The organism is Streptomyces viridochromogenes, from assembly GCF_001270495.1.
Lineage (GTDB): Bacteria > Actinomycetota > Actinomycetes > Streptomycetales > Streptomycetaceae > Streptomyces > Streptomyces viridochromogenes_A.
In genome coordinates this window covers 113,995-132,674 of the sequence record NZ_LGUR01000072.1, presented here as the reverse complement: position 1 = coordinate 132,674, position 18,680 = coordinate 113,995, and the positions used below count along the sequence as shown (strand labels likewise).

Annotated in this window: 18 protein-coding genes; 11 read left to right on the top strand and 7 right to left on the bottom strand. The window is 71.2% G+C overall.

Annotated elements, in window-relative coordinates:
- The 6 genes from ADK36_RS09425 to ADK36_RS09400 all read left to right on the top strand — a co-directional run.
- The coding region (locus tag ADK36_RS09425) for a class F sortase (protein ID WP_048586072.1) at positions 1-520 on the top strand (520 nt) is incomplete at its 5' end.
- A 163-nt stretch (positions 521-683) separates the two neighbouring features.
- Positions 684-2,021, top strand: a complete 1,338-nt coding sequence (locus tag ADK36_RS09420) for an ABC transporter ATP-binding protein (protein ID WP_048586071.1) — start codon at positions 684-686, stop codon at positions 2,019-2,021.
- Positions 2,022-2,050: 29 nt separating this feature from the next.
- Positions 2,051-2,518, top strand: a complete 468-nt coding sequence (locus ADK36_RS09415; RefSeq protein WP_048586070.1) for a DUF3574 domain-containing protein — start codon at positions 2,051-2,053, stop codon at positions 2,516-2,518.
- A gap of 108 nt (positions 2,519-2,626) precedes the next feature.
- On the top strand, positions 2,627-4,015 hold the full coding sequence (locus tag ADK36_RS09410) for an aldehyde dehydrogenase family protein (RefSeq protein WP_048586069.1): 1,389 nt from the start codon (positions 2,627-2,629) through the stop codon (positions 4,013-4,015).
- Between the two features lie 23 nt (positions 4,016-4,038).
- A complete protein-coding gene (locus ADK36_RS09405) occupies positions 4,039-5,121 on the top strand; it encodes a Zn-dependent alcohol dehydrogenase (RefSeq protein WP_053196962.1) in 1,083 nt (360 codons plus the stop codon).
- A gap of 196 nt (positions 5,122-5,317) precedes the next feature.
- Positions 5,318-6,640 carry an MFS transporter gene (locus ADK36_RS09400; protein ID WP_048586067.1) on the top strand — a complete coding sequence of 441 codons (1,323 nt, stop codon included), beginning with the start codon at positions 5,318-5,320 and terminating at the stop codon, positions 6,638-6,640.
- Positions 6,641-6,656: 16 nt separating this feature from the next.
- Here the strand turns inward: ADK36_RS09400 and ADK36_RS09395 are convergent, their stop codons facing one another.
- The 3 genes from ADK36_RS09395 to ADK36_RS09385 all read right to left on the bottom strand — a co-directional run bounded on the left by ADK36_RS09395 (position 6,657) and on the right by ADK36_RS09385 (position 9,170).
- Positions 6,657-7,598, bottom strand: a complete 942-nt coding sequence (locus ADK36_RS09395) for a DMT family transporter (protein WP_053196960.1) — start codon at positions 7,596-7,598, stop codon at positions 6,657-6,659.
- Between the two features lie 152 nt (positions 7,599-7,750).
- Positions 7,751-8,461 carry an ArsR/SmtB family transcription factor gene (locus ADK36_RS09390; protein WP_048586065.1) on the bottom strand — a complete coding sequence of 237 codons (711 nt, stop codon included), beginning with the start codon at positions 8,459-8,461 and terminating at the stop codon, positions 7,751-7,753.
- A gap of 67 nt (positions 8,462-8,528) precedes the next feature.
- Positions 8,529-9,170, bottom strand: a complete 642-nt coding sequence (locus ADK36_RS09385) for a TetR/AcrR family transcriptional regulator (protein WP_048586064.1) — start codon at positions 9,168-9,170, stop codon at positions 8,529-8,531.
- Positions 9,171-9,252: 82 nt separating this feature from the next.
- On the opposite strand from ADK36_RS09385, the gene ADK36_RS09380 reads away from it, so the two are divergent.
- The 3 genes from ADK36_RS09380 (at position 9,253) to ADK36_RS09370 (ending at position 11,466) form a co-directional block, all read left to right on the top strand.
- Positions 9,253-10,404, top strand: coding sequence for an acyl-CoA dehydrogenase family protein (locus ADK36_RS09380; protein WP_048586063.1), 1,152 nt, complete (start codon positions 9,253-9,255; stop codon positions 10,402-10,404).
- A gap of 75 nt (positions 10,405-10,479) precedes the next feature.
- Entirely contained in the window at positions 10,480-10,782 is a 303-nt protein-coding gene (locus ADK36_RS09375) for a YiaA/YiaB family inner membrane protein (RefSeq protein WP_048586076.1), read from the top strand.
- 60 nt (positions 10,783-10,842) lie between these two features.
- Positions 10,843-11,466 carry a TetR/AcrR family transcriptional regulator gene (locus ADK36_RS09370; protein WP_048586062.1) on the top strand — a complete coding sequence of 208 codons (624 nt, stop codon included), beginning with the start codon at positions 10,843-10,845 and terminating at the stop codon, positions 11,464-11,466.
- A 22-nt stretch (positions 11,467-11,488) separates the two neighbouring features.
- On the opposite strand, the gene ADK36_RS09365 is transcribed toward ADK36_RS09370, so the two are convergent.
- On the bottom strand, positions 11,489-11,950 hold the full coding sequence (locus ADK36_RS09365; RefSeq protein ID WP_048586061.1) for a MaoC family dehydratase: 462 nt from the start codon (positions 11,948-11,950) through the stop codon (positions 11,489-11,491).
- A gap of 120 nt (positions 11,951-12,070) precedes the next feature.
- Here ADK36_RS09365 and soxR point away from each other — a divergent pair, with 120 nt between their 5' ends.
- Positions 12,071-12,562, top strand: a complete 492-nt coding sequence (soxR, locus tag ADK36_RS09360; RefSeq protein ID WP_048586075.1) for a redox-sensitive transcriptional activator SoxR — start codon at positions 12,071-12,073, stop codon at positions 12,560-12,562.
- A gap of 296 nt (positions 12,563-12,858) precedes the next feature.
- On the opposite strand, the gene ADK36_RS09355 is transcribed toward soxR, so the two are convergent.
- Both ADK36_RS09355 and ADK36_RS09350 read right to left on the bottom strand, forming a co-directional pair.
- On the bottom strand, positions 12,859-13,587 hold the full coding sequence (locus ADK36_RS09355) for a 3-keto-5-aminohexanoate cleavage protein (RefSeq protein WP_048586060.1): 729 nt from the start codon (positions 13,585-13,587) through the stop codon (positions 12,859-12,861).
- 99 nt (positions 13,588-13,686) lie between these two features.
- The gene (locus tag ADK36_RS09350; protein WP_048586059.1) at positions 13,687-14,292 is read right to left on the bottom strand and encodes a hypothetical protein; all 606 of its coding nucleotides are present in this window, start codon (positions 14,290-14,292) and stop codon (positions 13,687-13,689) included.
- Between the two features lie 231 nt (positions 14,293-14,523).
- Here ADK36_RS09350 and ADK36_RS09345 point away from each other — a divergent pair, with 231 nt between their 5' ends.
- Positions 14,524-17,322: a penicillin acylase family protein gene (locus ADK36_RS09345; RefSeq protein WP_078916648.1), complete on the top strand. Its 2,799-nt coding sequence runs from the start codon at positions 14,524-14,526 to the stop codon at positions 17,320-17,322.
- A gap of 3 nt (positions 17,323-17,325) precedes the next feature.
- On the opposite strand, the gene ADK36_RS09340 is transcribed toward ADK36_RS09345, so the two are convergent.
- Positions 17,326-18,660, bottom strand: a complete 1,335-nt coding sequence (locus ADK36_RS09340; RefSeq protein WP_048586057.1) for a hypothetical protein — start codon at positions 18,658-18,660, stop codon at positions 17,326-17,328.
- Positions 18,661-18,680 lie beyond the last annotated feature (20 nt).

Here is an 18,680-nt window from a genome sequence, read left to right as displayed (position 1 = left end):
GGAAAAGGCCGCCAAGCGCGCCGCCGCGCCCCGCCCCCTGCCCCGCTCCCGTGCGACCCGCCTGGTCATCCCCTACGTCGGCGTCGACGCCCCGCTCGTCGACCTCCGCCTCGACAGCGAGCGGCGGCTACCCGCGCCCCCGGAGGACGAGCCCGACATCGCCGGCTGGTACGCGGACGGGCCGTCACCCGGCGAGCAGGGCACCGCCGTCGCCGTGGGCCACCTCGACACCAACACCGGCCCCGCAGTCTTCGGCGGTCTCGGCGAACTGAAGCGCGGCAAACGCATCGAAATCCGGCGCGCCGACGGACGGACCGCCGTCTACTCCGTCGACGCCATCAAGTCGTACGAGAAGGACAAGTTCCCCAACCGCGAGGTGTACGGCGCCCGGAAGCGCCCGGAGCTCCGCCTGATCACCTGCGGCGGCAGCTACGACCGCAGGACCGGCTACTCCGGCAACGTCGTCGTCTTCGCCCATCTCACCGCGACCCGCGAGCCGCCCGCGGCCGGCAAGCGCTGAATCCCGTCGTCCGTTTTCTCATTTGCTGGACCGCCATGCCCGATCCCGCCCATTCCCTTCCCCCGCCCGCACACATTCCGTTAACTTCCGTGACTCACACGCCCCGTACGACCCGCACGAGGCGTTCGACCGCGGAGCCGATGAGCCCTCGGGGGCAGCCGTCATGACACGCGCCATATCTCTGCACGACGTGAGCAAGGCATACACGCGAGGCGTCCGCGTCGTGGACCGTTTCTCGCTGGACGTCGAACCCGGCGAGTTCCTGGTCCTCCTCGGGCCGTCCGGCTGCGGCAAGTCCACCGTGCTCAGAATGATCGCCGGTCTGGAGGAGATCGACGAGGGCGAGCTGCTGCTCGACGGCGAGTACGCCAACGACCTGCTGCCCGCCGCGCGGCAGATGGCGATGGTCTTCCAGAACTTCGCCCTCTACCCGAACATGACCACCCGCGACAACATCGGCTTCCCCCTGCGCATCGAGGCACCCGGCGCGGATCCGCGCCCGCGCGTGGACACCACCGCCCGCATGCTGGGTATCGAGGACCTCCTCGACCGCTTCCCCGCCCAGCTCTCCGGCGGCGAACGCCAGCGCGTCGCCATGGGCCGGGCCATCGCCCGCCACCCCACCGCGTTCCTGATGGACGAGCCGCTGTCCAACCTCGACGCCAAGCTCCGGGGCCACCTGCGCGCCGAAATCTCCGCCCTCACCCGCACGTTGGGCGTCACCACGGTGTACGTCACCCACGACCAGGCCGAGGCGATGTCACTCGGCGACCGGGTGGCCGTCCTGCGCGGCGGCGTCCTGCAGCAGGTGGGCACCCCACGCTCGGTGTACGCGGTGCCCCGCAACATCTTCGTCGCCGCCTTCATCGGCACCCCGCGCATCAACCTCCTGCGCGGCGTGGTGCGCGCCCCGCTGGACGGGGCGATGACCATCAGCCTCGGCAAGCAGTACCTCCGCCTGCCCGAGCCCCTGACCCTGGACCACCAGTTGCTCCGCGTCCAGCAGGGCCGCGAGGTCATCGTCGGCCTGCGCTCGGAGGCGGTCCGGATCGCCGAGCCCGCCGCGGCCCGCCCGGGCGAAGTGCACATCACCGGCCTGGTCGAGCATGTGGAGTTCCAGGGCCACGAGATCCTCGTGCACTTCAACACCGGTTCGCGCCCCGCGGTCGTACCCGACCTGGAGGCGCCGCGCCCCGTCCCCCCGGTCCGGCGCCGCCGCCGGGACGCCGGCACCGTGCTGGACCGGCTCCGCGGCCGGGCGGGTGCCCTGCGCGCCGGGCCCGTGGTGACGCTGGAGCACCCGGCCGACGCCGCCCCCGACCCGGCGCCGCCCGAGGGTCGCCTCCCCGGCGACCTCATCGTCCGCACCACCCCCGACCTCGACCTCCGGCACGGCATGCAGGTCCCCCTCCTCGTCGACATCGCCCACCTGTTCGTCTTCGACCACCACGGTGAACGGATCTGCCCGGACCCGGCGCGGCTGCCCGATCTGGAGGAGTGAAGTACGGGAGGTATGGCTAGTTATGGGCCATGAACGTGCACTTCACCCGAACTCGGGCCGTCCTCGCCACCGTTGGCCTCCTGCTCGCCGTCGGCGCGCCGACCGCGTACGCCACGCTGGACGGCGCGGACGCACCCACTCCCACTGCCGCTGAGCCGCGGCGCGCAGACCCCTACGTCGAGACCCAGCTCTTCTTCGGCACCGCACGCCCCGACGGCGGCCCCGCCGTCACCGACCGCCAGTTCATGGCGTTCGTCGACAAGGAGGTCACGCCGGCCTTCCCGGACGGGCTCACGATCCAGTCCGGGCGCGGACAGTGGCGGGACGCGAGCGGGGCGATCGAGAAGGAGCGGTCGTACGAGCTGATCCTGCTCTACCCGCGGGCGGAGGCGCAGAGCAGCGACCGCAGGATCGAGGAGATCCGGCGGGCCTACGAGAAGGCCTTCGGTCAGGAGGCGGTGGGGAGGGTGGACGACGAGGCGCGCGTCGACTTCTGATGTCATAGGCGCGCGGCGGAGCCGCAGGCCGATACGTCTGGCGCCCAAAAACTATCGCCGCTAGTTTATGTGCTGGACGCAAAGAGGGCCCGCCCGGGAGGAAACGCGATGAAGGCACACGACGGCATGTACATCGACGGCGCCTGGCGCCCCGCCGCGGGCCGGGATGTGATCGAGGTGGTGAATCCGGCCGACGAGCAGGTCGTCGGCCGGGTCCCGGCCGGTACCGCGGCCGACGTCGACGCCGCCGTACGGGCCGCCCGCGCCGCCCTCCCGGGCTGGGCCGCCACCCCGCCCGCCGAGCGCGCCGCGCGGCTCACCGCCCTGCGCGACGTCCTCGACGCCCGCAAGGACGAGATCGCCGAGACGGTCACCGCCGAGCTCGGCTCGCCCCTGAAGTTCTCCCAGGCGGTCCACGCGGCCGTCCCGATCGCGGTCGCGGGCTCGTACGCCGAGCTGGCGGCGACGTACACCTTCGAGGAGAAGGTCGGCAACTCGACCGTCTACCACGAGCCCATCGGCGTGGTCGGCGCCATCACGCCCTGGAACTACCCGCTCCACCAGATCGTCGCCAAGGTCGCCCCGGCGCTGGCGGCAGGCTGCACGGTGGTGGTGAAGCCCGCCGAGGACACCCCGCTGGTCGCCCAGCTCTTCGCCGAGGCGGTGCACGAGACCGGCCTCCCCGCGGGCGTCTTCAACCTGGTCACCGGCCGTGGCCCGGTCGCCGGCCAGGCACTCGCCGAGCATCCGGGCGTGGACCTGGTCTCCTTCACCGGTTCCACGGCCGTCGGCCGGCGGATCGGCGCGGTGGCCGGAGCGGCGATCAAGAAGGTCGCCCTGGAGCTGGGCGGCAAGTCCGCCAACGTCATCCTGCCGAGCGCCGACCTGGCCAAGGCGGTCAACGTCGGCGTCGCCAACGTCATGTCCAACTCCGGGCAGACGTGCAGCGCCTGGACGCGGATGCTGGTGCACCGCGACCAGTACGACGAGGCCGTGGCGCTGGCCACGGCCGCCGCCGCGAAGTACGGCGAGCGAATCGGCCCGGTCGTCAACGCCACGCAGCAGGAGCGGGTGCTCGGCTATATCGAGAAGGGCGTGGTCGAAGGGGCGCGCGTGGCCGCGGGCGGCCCCGAGGCGCCGCGCGAGCTGGGGTACTACGTCAGCCCGACCGTCCTCGCCGATGTGACACCCGACATGACGGTCGCCCAGGAGGAGATCTTCGGCCCCGTCCTGTCGATCCTGCGCTACGACGACGAGGAGGACGCCCTGCGGATCGCCAACGGCACGGTCTACGGCCTCGCGGGCGCCGTCTGGGCGGGCGAGGAGGCGGAGGCGGTGGCCTTCGCGCGCCGGATGGACACCGGGCAGGTCGACATCAACGGAGGCCGCTTCAACCCCCTCGCCCCCTTCGGTGGCTACAAGCAGTCGGGAGTGGGCCGCGAACTCGGGGCGCACGGCCTGGCCGAGTACCTCCAGACCAAGTCCCTCCAGTTCTGAGCCCGTTCAAGGGAGCTTCCCCCATGGCCGTCCGTGCCGCAGTCCTGCCCGCCGTCGGTGCCCCGCTGGAGGTCACCGAGATCGACCTGCCCGACCCCGGACCCGGCCGGGTCCGCGTCCGCCTCGCCGCAGCCGGTGTCTGCCACTCCGACCTCTCCCTGGCGAACGGCACCATGCGCGTCCCCGTCCCCGCGGTCCTGGGCCACGAGGGCGCCGGCACGGTCGTAGCCGTGGGGGAGGGCGTCACGCACATGGCCCCCGGCGCCGGAGTCGTCCTCAACTGGGCTCCGTCCTGCGGCAGTTGCCACGCCTGTGGGCTCGGCGAGGTCTGGCTGTGCGCCAACGCGCTGAACGGCGCCGCCGACGTCTACGCCCGCACCGCGGAGGGAACCGACCTCCACCCCGGCCTGAACGTCGCCGCGTTCGCCGAGGAGACGGTCGTGCCGGCCGGCTGCCTCCTGCCGCTCCCGGACGGCATCCCGCTCACCGACGCCGCCCTGCTGGGCTGCGCCGTACTCACCGGCTACGGCGCCGTGCACCACTCGGCGCGGGTCCGGGCGGGGGAGACGGTCGCGGTGTTCGGCGTCGGCGGTGTGGGTCTGGCCGCGCTCCAGTCGGCCCGGATCGCGGGCGCGGCGAAGATCGTCGCGGTCGACGTCTCCCCGGAGAAGGAGGAGCTGGCCCGCGCGGCAGGCGCCACCGACTACGTGATCGCCTCCGAGAACACGGCCCGCGAGATCCGCGGCCTCACCGGCAAGCAGGGCGTGGACGTGGCCGTCGAGTGCGTGGGCCGTGCCACCACGATCCGCACGGCCTGGGACTCCACCCGCCGCGGCGGCCGCACCACGGTCGTCGGTATCGGCGGCAAGGACCAGCAGGTCACCTTCAACGCCCTGGAGATCTTCCACTGGGGCCGCACCCTCTCCGGCTGCGTCTACGGCGACTCCGACCCGGCCCGCGACCTGCCGGTCCTGGCCGAGCACGTCCGCGCGGGCCGCCTGGACCTGGGCGCGCTGGTGACGGAACGGATCGCCCTGGAGGGCATCCCCGCGGCCTTCGAGAACATGCTGGCGGGCAAGGGAGGCCGGGCGCTGGTGGTCTTCTAGGGGCCGCCGACCACGCCCCGGCCTCCCTGTGAGGCCGGGGCCTCAGGCGTACCCGGATCCCGCTGTCCGTGCCATGTACAGGCAAAACTCCTGCTGTGCGACCCGTTGACGTACATACCGTCCGGTCAGTACGTTCCCCGGAACCTGAACCACCCCCCGCTCCGTCCCGTCCCCGCACCCACCGGAGTGTGCACGCATGGACACGGCACCTTCCGCTCAGCCGGTCACCCCTACCGCTCCCGCCGTCGGCAACCGCCGCCGCGTGGCCACCGCCGCAGCGCTCGCCTCGGCCGTCGAGTGGTACGACTACTTCGTCTTCGGCATCGCCGCCGCTCTCGTCCTCGGCGATCTGTACTTCCCGGCCGGCAGCTCGACCGCCGGCGTGCTCGCCTCCTTCGCCACCTTCGCCGTCGGCTTCCTGGCCCGGCCCCTCGGGGGCATCGTCGCGGGCCAGCTCGGCGACAAGCGCGGCCGCAAGCCGATGCTGGTCCTCGCGCTCACCCTGATGGGGCTCGCCACCACCGGCATCGGCCTGCTCCCGACGTACGACACGATCGGTGTCGCCGCGCCGATCCTGCTGGTCCTCTTCCGCGTGCTCCAGGGCATCGCGGTCGGTGCCCAGTGGGGCGGCGCGATGCTGATGGCCACCGAGTACGCCCCCGAGGGCAAGCGCGGTATCTACGGCAGCTTCGTGCAACTCGGCGTCCCCATCGGCGTGGTCACCGCCAACACGGTGTTCCTGCTGGCCGGAGCGCTCACGACCGACGCGGAGTTCGCGGCCTGGGCCTGGCGCGTGCCGTTCCTCGTCGGCCTGTTCGTCCTCGTGCTCGCCTGGTACATCCACACGCGTGTCGAGGAGACCCCCGAATTCCGGGAGGCGGAGAAGAAGCTGGCCGAGAAGGAGAAGTCGGAGCAGTCCTCCCCGCTGCGCACGATCCTGCGCGGCCACCTCGGCACGGTGCTCCTCGCCGGCGGCTCCTTCGCCGTGAACACCGCGACCTTCTACATCATCATCACCGGCGTGCTCGACTACACGACCCGCGAACTCGGCATGAAGAAGAGCGCCGTCCTGACCGTCTCGCTCTGCATCAGCCTCACCCAGCTGGTGCTGATCCCGGCCTCCGCCGCGCTCTCGGACAAGATCGGCCGCATCCGCATCTACGCCCTCGGCGCGGCCGGCATCGGCCTGTGGGCCGTACCGCTGTTCCTGCTGATCGACACCGGCTCGCTGCTGTGGCTGGCGGTCGGCACGTTCGTCGCCAGCTGTTTCCTCAGCATCATGTACGGCCCCCAGGCGGCCCTGTTCGCCGAGTTGTTCACGCCCGAGATGCGCTACACGGGCGCCTCCCTCGGCTACCAGATCGCGGCCGTGTTCGGCGGCGGTCTCGCCCCGTTCGTCATGGTGCTGCTGCTGGAGGCCACGGGCACCTCGATGGCGGTCTCCGGCTACATCATCGGCCTCTCGGTGATCGCCCTGCTGTCCATCAAGGTCCTGGCGGACAGGGCGCGTTCCCGCTGATTCCGTTCACGCCGGTTCACGTGGGTTCGCGGGTCTGCTCGGGTTGCGGCGCGGCCGCCACGACCCGAGCGGACCGCGTCCGGGACCGCGACACGGCGACCCCCGCCAGACACAGCGCCCCGCCCGCCAGCGTGAGCGGCCCCGGCACCTCGCCCAGCGCCAGCCAGGACATCAGCACGACCAGCGCGGGCACCGCGTACGTGGTCGCGCCCATCCGGCCGGCGGTCGTACGGGCGAGGGCGTACGCCCACGTGGTGAAGGCGAGCGCCAGCGAGAAGACGCCCAGGTAGACCATGTTGAGCGTCGCGGACAGCGAGGCGTCGGCCATGTCGCCGATCAGCTGCCCGGTGAAGGGCAGACACAGGACCGCGCCGACGAGACACCCGTACGTCGTCACCTGGAGCGCGCTCGCATGGCCGAGCGCGGGCTTCTGCGCCACGGCGCCGCCCGCGTACCCGATCGCGGCGAGCAGGCACAGCACCACCCCGAGCAGCGAGGACCCGCCCCCGCCCGACATCGACAGCCCCACGGTCACCGCGCCGGCGAACGACACCGCCATCCCGGCCAGCAGCCGCGGCGGCATCGGATCGCCGAGCACCCGGGCGGCCAGCAGTGCCATCAGGATGGGTCCGATGTTCACCACGAGAGCCGCCGTACCGGCGTCCACCTGCTGCTCGCCCCAGTTCAGCACGACGCTGTAGAAGCCGAACCACAGCAGCCCCGATATCGCGATCCCGGGCCAGGCCGCCCGCGGCGGCAGCCCCTCCCGCCGGACGAGGCAGACCGCCCCCAGCACCAGGGCCCCGACGAGCAGCCGCCCCAACGCGAGCGCGCCCGACGAGTACTCGGAGCCCGCACTGCGGATCGACACGAAGGCGGAGGCCCAGAGGACGACGGTGACGGTGGCGGCTGTGGCGGCGAGCAGCTCCGTACGGCGGGTGGGGGAGAGGTTCATCATGCTCCAGAGGCTAGGAGGGCAGTGGATCGGAAGGCTTGCGGATTTCGGACGGGGGGCTACCGTTTCGGTCCGTGTCTGCGGGTGCGTCATGGCTGGTCGCGCCCGCGCGGCGGAGCCGCATATCGATACGGCCCCACGCCCCTGGGGGGCGCTCAGCGCAACGTCGCTGCCTCGATGCCCAAAAGCTCGTCCAGCGCCCGCTCACCCGCCGCCGTCACCTTCACGGCCCGCTCGGACCCGATCCGCACACACCACCCCACCTCCAGCGCATGCCGGCACAGCGCCGCACCGGACACCCCCGCGAGATGAGGCCGTCGTTCGGTCCAGTCGAGGCAGGCCCGGGCCAGCGGGCGACGGCCGGTGCGGTCGAGACGGATCCCGGCGCTGTCGAACCAGCCGAGCCCCGCATCCGTCAGCGCGAACCCCGTGTCCTGGCGCAACAGCCCCCGCGCGGTCAACGCGTCGGTGACCGCGATGCCGAGCCGCCCGGCCAGATGGTCGTAGCAGGTGCGCCCGCGTGCCATGGCGGACCCGGCACTGGACTCCCGTAGATTCCGGGGCCGTCGGGCCGCCTGCGGGGCAACCTGCGCGGCCAGGTCCTCCAGGAGCTGCGCCACCCGCGCGTCGGCCAGCCGGACGTACCGGTGCCGCCCCTGCCGCTCCTCGGTGAGGAGCCCGCCCGCGACGAGCTTGCCCAGATGCTCGCTCAGTGTGGACGCGGCGACCCCGGCGTGCCGGGCGAGCTCACCGGCGGTCCAGGCCCGTCCGTCGAGCAGCGCCAGCAGACAGGCCGCCCGGGTCTCGTCGGCGATGAGTGCGGCGAGACGGGCGAGGTGCGGTGCCTGGGGGTCTTTTCCGGCCATGTGGTCCAGGATGGGGCACGGACACTTCGGTGCGCGCCGAAGTGTCCGTGCTGGGCCGGGGCGGGGCCTAGGGGGTGCGCCCGACCTGCTCGTACTGCCGCGCCAACCCGTCCAGCAGCGCGGCGAGCCCCGTCTCGAAGGCCCGCTCGTCGATCTTCTCCTGCTGGTCGGCGAGGAGGTGGGCCTGCCCGAGGTGCGGGTAGTCGGCGGGGTCGTAAGCGCTCGCGTCGTCCACGAAGCCCCCGGCGAACGAGCCGAGCGCCGAGCCCATGACGAAGTACCGCATCAGCGCGCCGATGGAGGTGGCCTGCGCCGGCGGCCAGCCCGCCGCGACCATCGCGCCGTAGACGGCGTCGGCGAGCCGCAGGCCGGCCGGACGGCGGCCGGGTCCGCGGGCCAGCACCGGGACGATGTTCGGGTGGTCGCGCAGGGCGGCCCGGTAGGAGACGGCCCAGTCGTGCAGCGCGGTCCGCCAGTCCCGCCCGTCCTCGAACATCGACAGGTCGACCTGTGCGCTGACCGAGTCGGCCACCGCCTCCAGGATCTCGTCCTTCGTGCGGAAGTGGTTGTAGAGGGACGGTCCGCTCACGCCCAGTTCGGCGGCGAGCCGACGCGTGGAGACGGCCGCGAGGCCCTCCGCGTCCACGAGTTCACGCGCCGTCTCGACGATCCGGTCGTAGCTGAGGAGGGGCTTGCGCGGTCGGGCCATGGCGCACATAGTAGGGCTGCCCAAAGGAAACTAGCAGTGCTAATTTAAATGTACTGCTTTCAAGTCTGTGGGGTGTCTCGGCATGAATCTGGAGCTCAGCGAGGAGCAGACCGCTGTCCGGCGGCTCGCCAGGGACTTCGTGGACCGCGAGATCGCCCCGCACGTGGTCGAGTGGGACCGTGCCGAGGAAGTGGACCGCTCGATCGTCAAGAAGCTCGGCGAGGTCGGCTTCCTGGGCCTGACGATCAACGAGGAGTACGGCGGCTCGGGCGGTGACCACCTCGCGTACTGCCTGGTCACGGAGGAACTGGGGCGCGGGGACTCGTCCGTGCGCGGAATAGTGTCGGTCTCCCTCGGCCTGGTCGCCAAGACCGTCGCGGCCTGGGGGAGCGAGGAGCACAAGCGCCGCTGGCTCCCCGGCCTCACCGCGGGCGAGCTGGTCGGCTGCTTCGGCCTCACCGAGCCGGGCACCGGCTCCGACGCGGGCAACCTCACCACCCGGGCGGTGCGCGACGGCGACGACTACGTCGTCAACGGCACCAAGATGTTCATCACGAACGGCACTTGGGCCGATGTCGTCCTGCTCTTCGCCCGCTCCACCGACGCGCCGGGCCACAAGGGCGTCTCCGCCTTCCTGGTGCCCACCGACACCCCCGGCCTGACCCGCCGCACCATCCACGGCAAGCTCGGCCTGCGCGGCCAGGCCACCGCGGAGCTGGTGCTCGAGGATGTACGGGTGCCCGCCACGGCCATGCTGGGGGAGGAGGGCAAGGGCTTCTCGGTCGCGATGTCGGCCCTGGCCAAGGGCCGGATGTCGGTCGCCGCGGGGTGCGTGGGCATAGCCCAGGCCGCCCTGGACGCGGCCGTCCGGTACGCCGGTGAGCGCGAGCAGTTCGGCAAGCCCATCGCCCGGCACCAGCTGGTCCAGGAACTGATCAGCGACATCGCCGTCGACGTGGACGCGGCCCGGCTGCTGACCTGGCGGGTCGCCGACCTGATCGACCGCGGGCTGCCCTTCGCCGTCGAGTCCTCCAAGGCCAAGCTGTTCGCCTCGGAGGCCGCCGTCCGCGCCGCCAACAACGCCCTCCAGGTCTTCGGCGGTTACGGCTACATCGACGAGTACCCGGCGGGCAAGCTGCTGCGCGACGCCCGCGTGATGACCCTCTACGAGGGCACGAGCCAGATCCAGAAACTGCTCATCGGGCGGGCCCTGACCGGGGTTTCGGCCTTCTGAGCAGGCGCCTTCTGAGTACCCGGCTGAGTACTTCGGCGGATGTGGCCGCCGCCGCGAGTGCCGACCCTGTTCCCCATGAGTGACACACCGGTCAAGCAGCAGAGTACGGCCGCCTTCTACGGGCAGGCCGTCGCCTCCTTCGGGGTCGCCATGGCCGCCACCGGCCTCGGCATCTACCACCTGCGGGCCGATGCCTGGGTGCGCGCCTTCCTCGCGATCGCCGTGCTCTATCTCGTGACCTCGGCGTTCACCCTCGCCAAGGTGATCCGTGACCGCCAGGAGGTCGGACAGATCGTGAACCGCGTGGACCAGGCCCGGCTGGACAAGCTCCTCGCGGAACACGACCCCTTCAGGAAGAGCTCCGAACGGCCACGCTAAGCGCTCGCTCAGCGTGGGCGGTATGGTGGGGGTTCTGTCAGCGAGAGGGGCGAGTCAGCGATGAGTGCGGCGGAGGAGACGGCCGGCGACGAGACGTCGGCGTGGGGTGAGGTCACACCCGACGCGGCCCGGCGGTTGCTGGTCGCCGCCGTGGAGGCCTTCGCCGAGCGTGGCTACCACGCCACCACGACCCGTGACATCGCCGGTCGCGCGGGCATGAGCCCGGCCGCGCTCTACATCCACTACAAGACCAAGGAAGAGCTGCTCCACCGCATCAGCAGGATCGGCCACGAGAAGGCGCTGGAGATCCTCCGGACGGCGGCCCGGCGTGCGGGCACCCCCGCAGAGCGGCTCGCCGACGCCGTGAGCTCCTTCGTCCGCTGGCACGCCGGGGGACGTACCACCGCCCGGGTCGTGCAGTACGAACTGGACTCCCTCGGCCCGGACGCCCGCGACGAGATCCTCGCGCTGCGTCGGCAGTGCGACGCCGAGGTGCGCGGCATCATCGAGGACGGTGTGGCGGCCGGTGACTTCGACGTGCTGGACGTGAAGGGCACGACCCTCGCCGTCCTGTCGCTGTGCATCGACGTGGCCCGCTGGTTCAACGTCGACGGCCCCTGGACGCCCGACGAGGTCGGCGCGCTGTACGCCGACCTCGTGCTGCGGATGGTGGGGGCGAAGTAGGCCCTCCGGGTGGCGGGGCCGCCTACAGGTAGTAGCGCGAGACGGACTCGGCGACGCACACCGGCTTGTCCCCGCCCTCGCGCTCCACGGTGAACGCGACGGCGACCTGGACGCCGCCCGTCACGTCCTCGACACCGGTGATGGTGGCGGTCGCGCGCAGGCGCGAGCCGACCGGTACCGGGGCGGGGAAACGCACCTTGTTCGTCCCGTAGTTGACGCCCATCTTCACGTTCTCGACCTTGATGAGCTGAGGCCCGAAGAGCGGAAGCAGGGACAGCGTGAGATACCCGTGGGCGATGGTGGTCCCGAAGGGGCCCGCGGCGGCCTTCTCGGGGTCCACGTGGATCCACTGGTGGTCGCCGGTGGCCTCAGCGAACAGGTCGATCCGCTTCTGGTCGACCTCCAGCCAGTCCGTGTACCCCAGCTGCTCGCCCACCGCCGCCTTCAGGTCGTCGGCGGAGGTGAAGATCCTCGGCTCTGCCATGTCCAGGCCTCTCGCGTCGCGTGTTCCAGATAACCATGTCTAAGCAACTGCTTAGCATGGTCGCGGGCGAAGCCTCTGTCAATGGACCGTGAGTGTGACGCGGTAGGTAGGTTGGAGGGCGTGCCCCAGATCCCCGAGAAGATCCACGAGCTCACGGTCGGCCAGCTCTCCGCCCGTAGCGGCGCCGCTGTCTCCGCCCTGCACTTCTACGAGTCCAAGGGCTTGATCAGCAGCCGCCGCACCTCCGGCAACCAGCGCCGCTACACCCGTGACACCCTCCGCCGGGTCGCTTTCGTCCGGGCCGCCCAGCGCGTGGGCATCCCCCTGGCGACGATCCGCGACGCCCTTGCCGAACTTCCCGAGGAGCGCACCCCCACCCACGAAGACTGGGCACGGTTGTCGGAGGCATGGCGTTCGGAGCTGGACGAGCGCATCAAGCAACTCAACCGCCTCCGCGACCACTTGACCGACTGCATCGGCTGCGGCTGCCTCTCCCTGGACACGTGCGTCCTGTCCAACCCGGACGATGTGTTCGGCGAACGGCTCACGGGGTCGCGGCTGATGGCGGAGCAAGGGGGAGGGCGCGGGCGGGGGGCCGAGGGCCGTGGTTGACGGTGTGGCCGGGTTGGTCGCCTGCGGGCTCGGGGCCTTGGCTTTGACGCCGACTGCGGGTGGTGTGTGGCCGGCCGCAGCTCACCCGGCCTGCGGGCAGTCGTGCCGCTGGGGCGGCGCCCGTCCCACAGAGAGGCGGCGCCCCGCCGGCGCCGGTGAGCGCCCCACCTCGCGCTGAACTCCTCACCCTGTACTAGGCCCTGTCGTCAAATTCCCGCCTGCCGTGCGACGCCATGCACGCACTCTCGCCGCACGGCCCGCCCTTCGGGCGGACGACGGGAATTTGACGACAGGGCCTAGGGAGATCGCCGGCCCCATCCGTACTGAACCCACGCCGCAGACACCAACTGGGCGTTGGACCGGGCCCGTTCCCCGTCCGGCAGGACCAGCGTGTCCTCCAGGCCCACGCGTGTCGCCAGCCCCAGCCGCCCCGCAAGGCGCAGCACCGGCCACGCTCCGCCGTCCTCCCCGTGCAGCAGCACGGGACGGCCGAACGCCGAGCCCAGGTCGGCGAGCAGCGCACGCGCGCTCTCCTCGGCCGTCTGCGCGGAGGGGTCCGTCACCTCCGCCAGCACCCGCAGCACCCTCGGCCCCAGCGGCGAGGCGGCGAACCGCGCCGCTCCGTCCGTGCCGGACCAGATGCCGGCCTCGACGCCCACGCCCCGCTCCATCAGCGCCGCGGCCACGTCCTCGGCGCCGTCCTCATGCCAGTTGACGGAGGCGTGGTCCGGTAGCGCCGTCCAGCTCCGTACGCGCCTCACGCGGGCCACCGGGTCGGGTTCCGCCCAAGCGCCCGTGGTCACCCCGACCGGCACCGGCACCCGGGCCCGTATCGCCTCCAGCGCCGGCGTGAGCACACGCGGCGACAGGCTGTCCTGTCCGCAGGGAGTCTTGGCGTGGCCATGGATGTCCGTGGCTCCGGCCGCGACCGCCTCGGCCGCGGAGTCGGCCAGCGCCTCCGGCGAGAGCGGCACCACGGCACCGTCGCCGGCCCCTCGGGTCCCGTTGAGGCACACCTGGATCATGCCTCGATGGTGCCAGCCGGCACTGACAACAGGGACGAGAAGGCAGTGGTCGCACGCCGACAGGAGGGGGTGCGGCATCCCCGGCGCACCCCCGTCGTACTAGGCGGACATGAGCAGTCGCCGTTCGCGCCGCGACGCCGCCAGCGCTTCCGGCGTGAGAACCGGACGCGGTACGACGATCCCGCAGTCCGTGCAGACCGGGCCCGACGACGGTTCATGGGCCAGGTCGTACTTGTAGATCAGCCGGTCCCCGCCGCACACCGGGCACTCACAGCCCGGGTCCCGCTCCAGCGCGGAGATCAGCCGGCGCAGCACCTCGGCCAGCGGTTCGTTCGGGTGGACCCGGGGGTTGTCGCACCAGGCGACTCCGAAACCGCCCCAGGTCAGCCGGTGCCAGTCGTCCACACTGCCCGGCCTGCGCAGTCCATCGTGCTTTTCCTTCTTGCGTCGCTCGGCGAACTCGACCTCGTAGGCCAGCCAGACCGAACGCGCTTCCTCCAGCTCGTCCAACGCGGCCACGAGCCGCGCCGGATCGGGGGAGCGGTCCTCCGGACCAAACCCTGCCCGGGAGCACAAGTGGTCCCAGGTCGCCCTGTGCCCGTAAGGAGCGAACCGCTCAAGGCACTTACGCAGCGAGTAGCGCCGTAGCGCCAGATCGCACCGCGGATCGCGCACCTGTCTCGCCAGACTCCGGAAACCGGCCATCGCCCTGCACCTCCGTCACACCTGCACCTGTACTTCGGTCACTTCGGCGTCGCCGCACGGACTTCGCACGACGTTGACGAATAGACGTATCGACATGCGATTCGGCTCCATCCGATTTCCGGCCACCTCCGTGGTGAGCCCTGGTGACTCCCAAACGTGACGCATGTTCATCTTCAATCTCGGGGATACCGCCGGTAACATCCCGGCTCACCCTCGTCGGTAGGAGCGGCCATGCCACGGCGTACCCCACGCAACGCCCTAGTCGGACTGAGAACTCCCGGCAGATTCCCCGGGTTCCTGAAGACCGCATCCGTATGCGTTCTGATTGCCGGTCTTTTGTCGCCGCTTTCACCGGCGGTGACCGCGTCCCAGGCCGCGGCGGCCGAGGCGACGGCCGCCGCCGATCACTGCGGCAACCAGTGTTCCGACGTTCTTCCGCCTGGTCAGAACGGCAATGCCACCCTCGCACAGATCCTGCTCAACCAGGCCTTCGGCACCATGCCCGAACACGCCTCGGACCAGCTCGGGCCCTACGCCAATCTGGCCAAGGGCTACTCCGGCCTCACCAACGCGACGATCAACAACTTCTTCAACGACGCCTCGTTCGGCGTACCGTCCGACCAAGTCGCCTCCACCGTCAATCCCGCCGGGCGCGGCGACGTGACGATCGTCCGCGACAAGAAGACGGGTGTGCCGCACATCACCGGTACCACCAGGTACGGCACCGAGTTCGGCGCCGGCTACGCGGCCGCCCAGGACCGGCTGTGGCTCATGGACGTCTTCCGCCATGTCGGACGCGGCCAGCTCACCTCGTTCGCCGGTGGCGCGCCCTCCAACCAGGGCCTGGAGCAGCAGTTCTGGCGCCACGCGCCCTACACCGAAGCCGATCTCCAGGCCCAGATCGACAACGCGGTCGCCACCAACGGCGAACGCGGGCAGCTCGCCCTCGCCGACGCCAAGGCGTACCTCGACGGCATCAACGCCTACATCGACGCCTCCGACAGCGGCCGCTACTTCCCCGGCGAGTACGTCCTGACCGGCCACAAGGACTCCGTCACCAACGCCGGCACCATCCAGCACTTCAAGATCACCGACCTGGTCGCGCTGGGCTCCGTCATCGGCGCACTGTTCGGCTCCGGAGGCGGCGGCGAGGTCAACAACGCGATCTCCCTGCTCGCCGCGCAGGAAAAGTACGGAGTCGCCGAGGGCACCAAGCTCTGGGAGTCGTTCCGCGAACGCAACGACCCGGAGGCGGTCGTCACCGTCCATGACAAGAGCTTCCCGTACGCCACCAAGCCCGCCGACCCGCAGGGCGAGGCCCTGCCCGACGCCGGTTCCGTGGCCGAGGAGCAGCTCGTGTACGACCGTACGGGCAGCGCGGCCGGAGCCGCCGCGAGCACCGCGTCGACCACGGCGGCCAAGACCGCGATGAGCTCGGCGAAGCGCGGGATGTCCAACGCCCTCGTGGTCGGCGGCGAGCACACGGCCAGCGGCCACCCGGTCGCCGTCTTCGGCCCGCAGACCGGCTACTTCGCACCCCAGCTGCTCCTGCTCCAGGAGATCCAGGGCCCCGGCATCAGCGCCCGCGGCGCCTCCTTCGCCGGCCTGAGCATGTACGTCGAGCTCGGCCGCGGCCAGGACTACTCCTGGAGCGCCACCACCTCCGGCCAGGACATCATCGACACCTACGCCGTCGAACTGTGCCAGGACGACTACCACTATCTGTACCGCGGCACCTGCACCGCGATGGAGAAGGTCGAGCAGAAGAACGCCTGGAAGCCGACGACCGCCGACAGCACCCCTGAGGGCTCGTACACGATGCGGGTCTGGCGGACGAAGTACGGTCCCGTCACCCACCGCGCCACCGTCGGCGGCAAGAAGGTCGCCTACACCACCCTGCGCTCGTCCTACCTGCACGAGGCCGACTCGATCATCGGCTTCCAGATGCTGAACGACCCGGACTACGTCAAGGGCCCGGCGGACTTCCAGAAGGCGGTGCAGCACATCAACTACACCTTCAACTGGTTCTACGTCGACTCCGAGCACACCGCCTACTACAACAGCGGCGACAACCCGGTCCGGGCGACCGGCGTCGACGCGGAGTTCCCGGTGTGGGCCCAGCAGGCGTACGAGTGGCGGGGCTGGGACCCGACGACGAACACGGCGCAGTACACCCCGCCGTCGGCCCACCCCAACTCCATCGACCAGGACTACTACATCTCCTGGAACAACAAGCAGGCCAAGGACTACACGACCGCTCCCTGGGGCGACGGCTCGGTCCACCGCGGCAACCTGCTGGAGAACCGGGTGAAGAAGCTGGTCGACGCGGGCGGCGTGACCCGGGCCTCGCTGGTGAAGGCGATGGCCGACGCGGGCCTCGCCGACCTGCGGGCCGAGGACGTTCTGCCGGACCTGCTCAAGGTCGTGGGCAGCTCCCCGGTCACCGACTCCGCGGCCGCGGCGGCCGTGAGCAAGCTCCAGGCATGGATCTCGGCGGGCGGCAAGCGCACCGAGACGGCGGCCGGTTCGAAGACGTACGCCAACGCCGAAGCGATCCGCATCCTGGACGCGTGGTGGCCGCTGCTGGTGAAGGCCGAGTTCGAACCGGGTCTCGGGAGTGAGCTGTACGGCGCGATGACGAACAACCTGCCCATCGACGAGTCACCGTCGGCCGCCCACGGCCCGACCGGCTCGCACGCCGGAAGCTCCTTCCAGTACGGCTGGTGGTCCTACGTCGACAAGGACATCCGGGCCGTGCTCGGCGAGTCGGTGCAGGGCCCGCTCGACCGGAAGTACTGCGGCGGCGGCAGCCTCAGCGCCTGCCGCGACCTCCTGATCAGCACCCTGAAGGAGGCGGCGGGCAAGACCGCGGCCCAGGTCTACCCGGGTGACGACCAGTGCTCGGCCGGCGACCAGTGGTGCGCCGACTCGATCGTCCAGCGCACGCTGGGCGGCATCAAGCACTCCAGGATCAGCTGGCAGAACCGGCCGACGTATCAGCAGGTCGTGGAGTTCACGTCACACAGGTGACGATCAGTGGTCGGCGGCGGGTCGGTGGATGCGGCCCGCCGCCACCACCACCCGCGCCAACTCCCGGTGCAGGATGTCGCTGTGCGCTCCCGCCGGGGGCCCGCCACGCTTGACGACCGTCGCCGCGTCGATGTTCACGCAACCCGAGGCGGGCAGCGTCGCCTTCAGCGCGTCGGCCAGCTTGAACGACACCGTCCCCGGCACCGCCTGCACCCCGTCGTGCCCCATCGCACCCCACTTGGCACCCAGCATCCGGCCGACGTCCAGGGCCGCGATCCCCCGCGCGTCCCCCGCCATACGCGAGGCCAGCGGATACATCGTGGAAAGAGCCGAGTCGTGCCGTGAGTAGCAGCACACCAGCGGTCCGTCGATACGGTTGTGCTGGCCCTCCAGCACCCCGCCCGCACGCGCGTCGTGCGGCAGCCGGGACGCGAACGCGTAGTGCGAGAAGGCACCCTGAAGCAGCGTCACGGACTTCACCGTGCGCACACCCTTCGGCAGCCCGCGCAGCGCGAACGACACCAGCCGGCCGCCGAAGCTGTGCCCGACCAGGTGCACCCGCACCTCGGGCGAGCGCGAGGCGAGTTGCCCGATCACCCGGCCGAGCCCACGCTCACCGACCGTCCCCGCGCGCCGTTTCATGGCGTAGTACGTCGCCTGCCGCAGCAGCTCGTGGGCTCCCTCCCACGGGTTCGGCAACGAGAAGGCGGCCGTGCCGTCCGGCGCTTCGAGATGGGTCAGCGCCTGCGCGAACTCCTCGCACACGGCCGCGGTGGACGCCGAGAACATGTCCGGCGAGCTCTGCGGCACGCCCTCTGCCAGCGTGTCCGCCGCGAACAGCGCCTGCGGCCCCGGCGGAACGACATCCACCAGCATCCGCACGAGCCGCCCGAACTCCTCCAGCTCGGCTTCCTCACGCGGCTGCTGGTCCAGCAACCGTGCGATCTGGTCGATCACGGTCGCCCGCCCGGGAAACGTGTCCAGCAGCGCGTGCCGCGTGTCCTTGTCGAGCACCGGCCGACGGGGCATCTCGGCCGCCACGGCCCGCGGAAAGTCCGGGATCGGCTCGTCCGAGAACCGCATCGACGGCCAGACCACACCCACGTACCCGATCCTCGCCGCCGGAGCGAGCTGCGGGATCGGCGCGAAGAAGCGGTCGTAGAGCCGCGTCGCCCCCGAGCGGTCGCTGTTCCAGCCGTGCGCGAAGACGATCAGATCACGGACGTGCTGCCGCGCCACCCCGGCCAGCAGCCGGTCCCGTCGCCCGGCGTCCGGATCCCCGTCCGCGTCGAAGGTCAGCTCCCAGTAAGGAGTCACGCTCACTGCCGGTTCCGCCATGACAGGCCCCCTAGTCCCCC